Source organism: Comamonas sp. C24C (genome assembly GCF_053345995.1).
This window is the reverse complement of the sequence record NZ_JBKFBC010000015.1, coordinates 154,716-155,334: the sequence shown is the minus strand read 5'-3', so window position 1 is coordinate 155,334 and position 619 is coordinate 154,716. Positions and strand designations below refer to the sequence as shown.

Here is a 619-nt window from a genome sequence, read left to right as displayed (position 1 = left end):
TCACCGCCGCAGGCCTTGGCAGCCGTCACGGTGTTCAGGGTCGCGGTCTTGATCGAAGCGTTGTCGTGTTCTGCAATAACGAGAGAAGTCATATTCAACCTCTAAATTTCTTTACGTTCTGGCGAAGTCCTAGAGAGGACATCAGCCCTTGGCAGCAGCGCAGCCTGGCGAGGGACGGCCAGCAAGGGCCGCCCCGCAGCCAAGGCCGTCGTCCCCCTTTGGGGGAAGGCGCCGCAGGCGACTCAGGGGGAGTCAGATGACCTTCGCTTCGTTTTTCAGCTTGTCGACCAGAGCGGCCACATCGGCCACCTTGACGCCAGCGCCGCGCTTGGCAGGCTCGGAGACCTTCACGGTCTTCAGGCGAGGCGTCACGTCCACGCCCAGATCTTCGGGCTTGAAGGTGTCCAGCTGCTTCTTCTTGGCCTTCATGATGTTGGGCAAGGTGACGTAGCGGGGCTCGTTCAGGCGCAGGTCGGTGGTGATGACGGCAGGCGTGGAGAGGGCCACGGTTTCCAGGCCGCCGTCGACTTCGCGGGTCACGTTGACCTTGTCGCCAGCGACCTCAACCTTGGAGGCGAAGGTGGCCTGGGGCAGGTCAGCCAGGGCCGCCAGCATCTGA

Annotated in this window: 1 protein-coding gene and 1 pseudogene; both read right to left on the bottom strand. The window is 63.0% G+C overall.

Annotated elements, in window-relative coordinates:
* Nucleotides 1-92: pseudogene (locus tag ACLBXN_RS22965) on the bottom strand (electron transfer flavoprotein subunit alpha); the annotation flags it as partial.
* 160 nt (nucleotides 93-252) lie between these two features.
* Nucleotides 253-619, bottom strand: a 367-nt coding sequence (locus ACLBXN_RS22960; protein WP_447613675.1) for an electron transfer flavoprotein subunit beta/FixA family protein, incomplete at its 5' end; no start/stop codon positions are given.